This window comes from Teichococcus globiformis, from assembly GCF_042646265.1.
In the GTDB taxonomy this organism is placed as follows: domain Bacteria; phylum Pseudomonadota; class Alphaproteobacteria; order Acetobacterales; family Acetobacteraceae; genus Pseudoroseomonas; species Pseudoroseomonas globiformis.
Map to the genome: position 1 here is coordinate 35,523 of NZ_JBHRTN010000024.1, position 5,934 is coordinate 41,456.

Annotated in this window: 5 protein-coding genes; all 5 read right to left on the minus strand. The window is 67.0% G+C overall.

From position 1 onward, the window contains the following. Nucleotides 1-316: 316 nt before the first annotated feature. A complete protein-coding gene (locus ACFOD4_RS19585) occupies nucleotides 317-1,840 on the minus strand; it encodes a tripartite tricarboxylate transporter permease (RefSeq protein ID WP_379599173.1) in 1,524 nt (507 codons plus the stop codon). After that, the gene (locus tag ACFOD4_RS19590) at nucleotides 1,840-2,289 is read right to left on the minus strand and encodes a tripartite tricarboxylate transporter TctB family protein (RefSeq protein WP_379599175.1); all 450 of its coding nucleotides are present in this window, start codon (nucleotides 2,287-2,289) and stop codon (nucleotides 1,840-1,842) included. Before ACFOD4_RS19590 ends, ACFOD4_RS19585 begins: the two co-directional genes overlap by 1 nt. Nucleotides 2,290-2,832: 543 nt before the next feature. Continuing rightward, nucleotides 2,833-4,137, minus strand: coding sequence for a sigma-54-dependent transcriptional regulator (locus tag ACFOD4_RS19595; RefSeq protein ID WP_379599177.1), 1,305 nt, complete (start codon nucleotides 4,135-4,137; stop codon nucleotides 2,833-2,835). After that, on the minus strand, nucleotides 4,134-5,507 hold the full coding sequence (locus ACFOD4_RS19600) for a sensor histidine kinase (RefSeq protein ID WP_379599179.1): 1,374 nt from the start codon (nucleotides 5,505-5,507) through the stop codon (nucleotides 4,134-4,136). The genes ACFOD4_RS19595 and ACFOD4_RS19600 overlap by 4 nt, the downstream gene beginning before the upstream one ends. A gap of 149 nt (nucleotides 5,508-5,656) precedes the next feature. After that, the coding region (locus ACFOD4_RS19605) for a hypothetical protein (RefSeq protein WP_379599181.1) at nucleotides 5,657-5,934 on the minus strand (278 nt) is incomplete at its 5' end.

Sequence of the window (5,934 nt, forward strand, 5' to 3'; positions counted from 1 at the left end):
CCGCCGCCGGTCACAATGGCAATGCGTCCGTCGAGCTTCATATCAGCTTCTCCCCCAGGCATGGGCGGACGCGCCGCCTTATCGGTCAAGGGGCTGAGCATGCGATGCTGATGCGGGTGCGATCAACCGGCAGGGCAGGGAGCGCAGGTCGGCCAGACGACGGCGCTGTGCGTGGTTGGTCGTGCGCGGCGGCTTCGAGGTCTGGCGGAGGGCGCCGTCCGGGCTGGTGGATGGCCGGCACGGGCGCGGGCGGGGCCTTGCGACCCCGCCTTGTCTGTGAACCGGCTGCCGGTGTGCCGGCAGCGATGTCGTGAGCTTACTCGGCCGCGACTGGCGCCGCGCGGCGCGCGGCACGTTGCTGGCGCACCATGGTGAGGACGGCCCATCCCAGCAACAATGCCGTCAGGCTCAGGAAGCCGGCGCTGATCGGCCGTTCCAGGAACACCATGGCGTCGCCGCGTGAGAGCAGCATGGCACGTCGCAGATGCTCCTCCATCAACGGTCCAAGGATGAAGCCCAGGATCAATGGAGCAGGCTCGAACTTCAGCAGCACCATGACGTAGCCGACAACACCGAAGATCATCACCAGCAGCACGTCGAAAGCGCTGTTGTTGACGCTGAACACACCGATGCAGATGAACAGCAGGATCGACGGGTAGAGGATGCCGTAGGGAATGCGCAGCATCCGCACCCACAGGCCGATCATTGGGATGTTCAGGATCACCAGCATGACGTTGCCGATCCAGAAGCTGGCGATCAGGCCCCAGAACAGTTCGGGATGCTCGGTGACCAGGCGCGGTCCCGGCTGGATGCCCTGGATGATCATGGCGCCCAGCATCAGCGCCATCACCGCGTCACCCGGGATGCCGAGCGTCAGGGTCGGGATGAAGGCGGTCTGCGCCGAGGCATTGCTGGCCGCTTCCGGGGCGCTGATTCCTTCCACCGCGCCCTTGCCGAAGCGTTGCGGCGTCCGGGTCACGCGCTTCTCCACCGCGTAAGCGATGAAGGAGGCGATGGTGGTGCCGGCGCCCGGCAATGTCCCGAAGAAAGACCCGACGCCGCTGCCGCGCAGCATGGCGGGCCAGGACTGCTTCACATCCTCGCGCTTCGGCAGCATGGAGCGCATGGTGATGCGCTCCTGCTTCTGCTTGTTGACGTCGCGCATCCGCATGATGCTGGTGATCACCTCGGACACGCCGAACAGGCCCATCGCTACGGCGACAAGGCTGAGCCCGTCGGAAAGCTGGGGAATGCCGAAGGTGAAGCGTTGCTGCCCGGTTTGCACGTCGGTGCCGACCATGCCCAGTGCCAGCCCAAGCAGCACCATCGAGATGCCCTTGGCCGGTGAACCTTGGGCCAGCGCCGCCGCGGCGATCAGCCCGAGCAGCATCATCGAGAAGTAGTCGGCCGGTCCGAAGGCGAGCGCCACGCTCGCCAGCGTGGGCGAGAAGGCGGTCAGGATGATGATGCCGATGGTGCTGCCGACGAAGGACGCCACCGTGGTCAGGAACAACGCGACGCCGGCACGGCCCTGCTTCGACATGGGGTATCCGTCGAGGCAGACCACCGCCGCTGCGGGCGTGCCCGGCAGGTTCATCAGGATCGAGGCGGTAGAGCCGCCATACTGGGCGCCGTAGTAGATGCCGGCCAGCATCACCAGCGCCGCGGTCGGCGGCACGTAGAAGGTGAGGGGCAGCAACATCGAAATGGTGGCAAGCGGCCCGATGCCTGGCAGAACGCCAACAAAGGTGCCGACAAAAACGCCGAAGAAGCAGTAGAGCAGGTTCTGCATGGCGAAGGCTTCGCTGAAGCCCAGCGCCAGATTGGCGAACATATCCATTATTGCGGCCACCGGATTGCGGGAATGGGAATACCCAGCCCCTGCGTGAAGACCAAAACGCCGAGGGCCGACAGGCCGACGGCAAGCAGCGCGAGCCGAACCGGCCTCAGCTTCGGTTCAGCAAGTGCCGCCGTGATGGTCATGACGACCGTTGCCGGGATCAGACCAAAGCGCTCGACGATCAGCGCGAAGGCCAGTACGGACAGGCTGATGGTGATAAAGGGCCGCCATTCCGGCCGTGGGAGGTCGCCAGCCCGAAACATGGCAGGCACCAACAGCAGCGCACCGAACAGCACGATGGCGATACCGATGCAGATGGGGAAATAGGCCGGGCCCATCCGCCGCAGAGTGCCCATGGTATAGTTCATGGCGTAAAGCGTGAACCAGATACCGGCGGCGATCAGCAGGGCGCCGCCTATGATATCCTTGTAATCTCTCGACCGCGTCAAACGCTTCCTCCTCCGTTGCTCCTCGGGGCGGCAAACCAGTGGCAAGTCGTTGTGCCAATCCGCACCCTGAGCGGTAACAGGCTGTCTCGACCAGATTTCGCGGGATCGGTTGGAGGCCGACCCGGCGACACCGATTGCCGGCTTGGCGGCGTCTCTTGCAAGCCGCCTGCCACATCGTTTGTTATTTGTTATCAATGATTTGCAGGAATTGCCGTTCGGTGGGCGTTTGGAATGCCGGATTCGACGCCCTGTACGCGTTCGGATTTCTGAACATGGACGGCGAAGCTTCCGCCCCAGGGACAGCAGCCCATGACGGTCAGGGCGGTCAGTGCTTGCGAGGGCGGGCCGGACCGTGTCGCGGCTGGATAACGGGGACGTGCTGCTGGAACTGGCGGGGCTGGCCCATCGCCCTGCGCGAGCAGGACGTCGCCTGTTCCGGATGACGGCATGTCCCGGGCACGGAGCTATTTCCGTGCAGGGTTGGAGAAGCCGGGCCGTTCGGCAAACCGAACGCCGGTGACCCTGGGTGCCTTGCCCTGGAGCTCAGCCTTCGGCGCCCAGCCGGCGCATGCGTTCCCACATGGTGGTGCGTGACACACCAAGCAGTTGAGCCGCCTCGGCAATGCGCCCGCCGCAGCGTGCCAGGGCACGGCGGATATGTTCCCGTTCCGCCGCGTCGCGGGCCTCGGCCAGGGTCAGTGGCTGAATCTCTTCAGCCTCGCGGCCCGGGAACAGGTCGTCCGCGTCCAGCTCGTTGCGGGCGCCCAGCACGGCCGCCCGTTCGATCCGGTTCCGCAACTCCCGGACATTGCCGGGCCAGTCATGACGCAGCACTGCCTCCAGCGCGGCGGTGCTCAGGGTGAGCTCCGGCCGGCCGAAGGCCGCCGCGAAGTGGCGGAGAAAGGCCTCGGCCAGTTCCGGCACATCCTCGGCCCGTTCCCGCAGGGGCGGCAGATGCAGCTCCACCACTGCCAGCCGGTAATACAGATCCTCGCGGAACAGCCCCTCGGCCATACGGGCCCGCAGATCGATGTTGGTTGCGGCGACCACCCGCGCGCGCAGGCTCAGCACCTCGCGTCCGCCAACGCGGGTGAAGCGCCGTTCCTGCAGCAGACGCAGCAGTTTGCCTTGGAGATTGGGTGCCAGCTCGCCCACCTCGTCCAGGAACAGCGTGCCTTCCCCGGCACGCTCGGCGAAGCCCTGGTGCCGCTGGGTGGCGCCGGTGAAGGCGCCGCGCTCATGCCCGAAGATCTCGCTTTCCATCAGCTCGGCCGGAATGGCGGCGCAGTTCATGGCAATAAAGGGCCGGTCGGCCCCGCCGCGCGCATGGAGGCGCTGCGCGGCCACCTCCTTGCCGGCCCCGCTTTCCCCCGTCAGAAGCACGGAGGAGCCGACGCGCGCCAGCCGGTCGAGCTGTTCGGAAAGACGGCGCATGGTAGGCGCGCGCCAGCCGGCCTCGGCCGGCGCGGAAGGCGGTTCCGGCGGAACAGGCAGGGAGCGCAGCTTCTCCAGAAGATGCTGCGCCGTGAAGGGCTTCTCCAGATAGTCGTCGGCGCCGGCGCGCAACAGCCGGACGGCCTGCGCCACCTCTCCATAGGCGGTGACAACCAGCACTGGAATGGCGCCGAGCTCCGGCATGAGGCGCATCAGCAGCGCCTCGCCGCTGCCATCAGGGAGTTGCATGTCGCAGACGATCAGGGATGGGCGGTGCCGCCGCAGCAGCGCTTCGCCTTCCGCCGCGCTGCGGGCCCACCAGTGCGGCACGCCTTCCAGCCGCAGACGCTGCGTCAGCGAGCCGCCAAGCACCGGATCGTCTTCGATCAGCAGAAGCGAGGGCCCGGCGCTCATGATGCCGCCTCAGGCGGTGGGGGGATCAGGATGCTGATGCGGCTGCCGCGGGGCAGGGCCTCCACCAGGATGGTGCCGCCCAGCGCCGTGGTAAGCCGCGCCGCCACTTCCAATCCCAGCCCGTCCCCCGGGTGAGGCATGGTTTCAACTCCGCCGGCATCGTCCGGCCGTTCACGCAGGCGCCGCGCGGCCGCCTCCGGCAATCCGCCCGCCTGGTCCTCAATCTGGACCTCCAAGTGCTTGTCCCGGCGACAGACGCTCAGCACGATGCTTCCTTCCGCGGGCGACGCGGCGATACCGTTCAGCAACAGATTGAGCACGACCTGCCGCAACTGCACGGCATCGGCCGGGAAGGGTGCCTGCAGATCCACCCGCCAGTCCAGCGTCACGGCACGGCGCCGTGCTTCCGGCTGAACCAGAAGGCGCAGATCGTCCAGGTCGGCGGCGGAGATGCTGCGCACCCCGTCCCGCCGCCGCTGGGTGGCCAGGGTGGTCCGCACCACCGCCTCGATCTGCCGCAAACCGCGTTCCAGCAAATCGAGCGAGCTGGTCCGCACCGCCTCGTCGCGGCCGAACAGGCGCAGTGTCTCGATGGCGGTCAGCATCCCGGCCACGGGGTTGCGCACCTCATGGGCGATGGTGGCCGCCAGACGGCCAAGCACGGCGACACGTTCCCGCTCCGCGAGCCGGGCGGCCAGCTCTTCCCGTTCACGCAGCCTGGCCAGCAGCCGCTCCAGTGCGGAGGACAGGCGCCCCGCCTCGGTCTGCCGCTCCGTCTCGGTGGGCTGCAGCGGCGTGCCGTGGGCGGCGATCTGTTCCAGTGCGCGAGCTACGCCCAGGATCGGCCGCATCAACCGTTCCGCCAGGCTGGAGGCCAGAATGGCCGCCATGGCCGCCAGCAGAAGGCAGGCCACCGCCAGCCGCACACGCAGGCTCTGCCGCCTTTCCACCACACCTGGAAAGAGCAGCTGCACCGCGACCAAGGCCACGACCTCCCCACTCTCCACCACGGGGCGCTGCGCCCAGGCGACGCGCCCATCCTGGCTCGGTTCCCATTCGCTGCCTAATTCTCCTCGGGCCATCGGAGGCTCGGCATCCTCCGCGCCCACACGGGCGAGGACGCTGCCATCTGGACGGCCGACCACGATGATGCGATCCACCGCGCCCACTTGGAAACCCAGTGTTCGCTCCAGGGCCTGCTGCAGCGCTGCGAAGTCACCTGTGTCCAGAGCCTGAACCGCGGCAGTGGAAAGGCTGTCGAGATACACCGCGGCGACCGCCTCGCTTTGACGGTCCACCTCGCGACCCATGAAGAACATGGTGAGCTGCGCGGTGGCCAGGGCCGTGATGAACACGGCCAAGCCAGCCATGAGCGGTAGCCGGGCAGCCACGGGGAGGGAACGGAGCTGGATCACGGCGACGCCCGGCGAAAGGCCTTGAACCGGTCAGACAGATGCATTCCAGGGGCATCGCCCAAATATCCGCAGTTTTCAACTGCGCGACCGGCAGGACTGCCTGGTCAACAGGACAAGACAAAGGAAAGCCGAACCGAACACCATGCCCAGCGGAACCGTTCAGGAAGCCGCAACCAGGACCTGAGAAGCTGCGGCATCGTCTCGCGCGCTGAGGGGAGTGTCATGCTGCGATCCGCCATGCCCAGCGAGGCGATGCTCCCTAAAAAGATAACAACCGATGGTTGTGTTGTTTGGTTTTGTTGGCCGGCCACGCAAAGTCCGCCGCCCCCGGCTCCATCCTCCCCTTTCCCCGCAAAACAACACCATGCGCCGTTCTGCTCGC

What these genes read in the sequence shown, in the direction of transcription:
- ACFOD4_RS19585 (WP_379599173.1), bottom strand. Translation starts at nt 1,840, where the DNA reads ATGGATATGTTCGCCAATCTGGCGCTGGGCTTCAGCGAAGCCTTCGCC.
- ACFOD4_RS19595 (WP_379599177.1), bottom strand. Translation starts at nt 4,137, where the DNA reads ATGAGCGCCGGGCCCTCGCTTCTGCTGATCGAAGACGATCCGGTGCTT.
- ACFOD4_RS19600 (WP_379599179.1), bottom strand. Translation starts at nt 5,507, where the DNA reads ATGGCTGGCTTGGCCGTGTTCATCACGGCCCTGGCCACCGCGCAGCTC.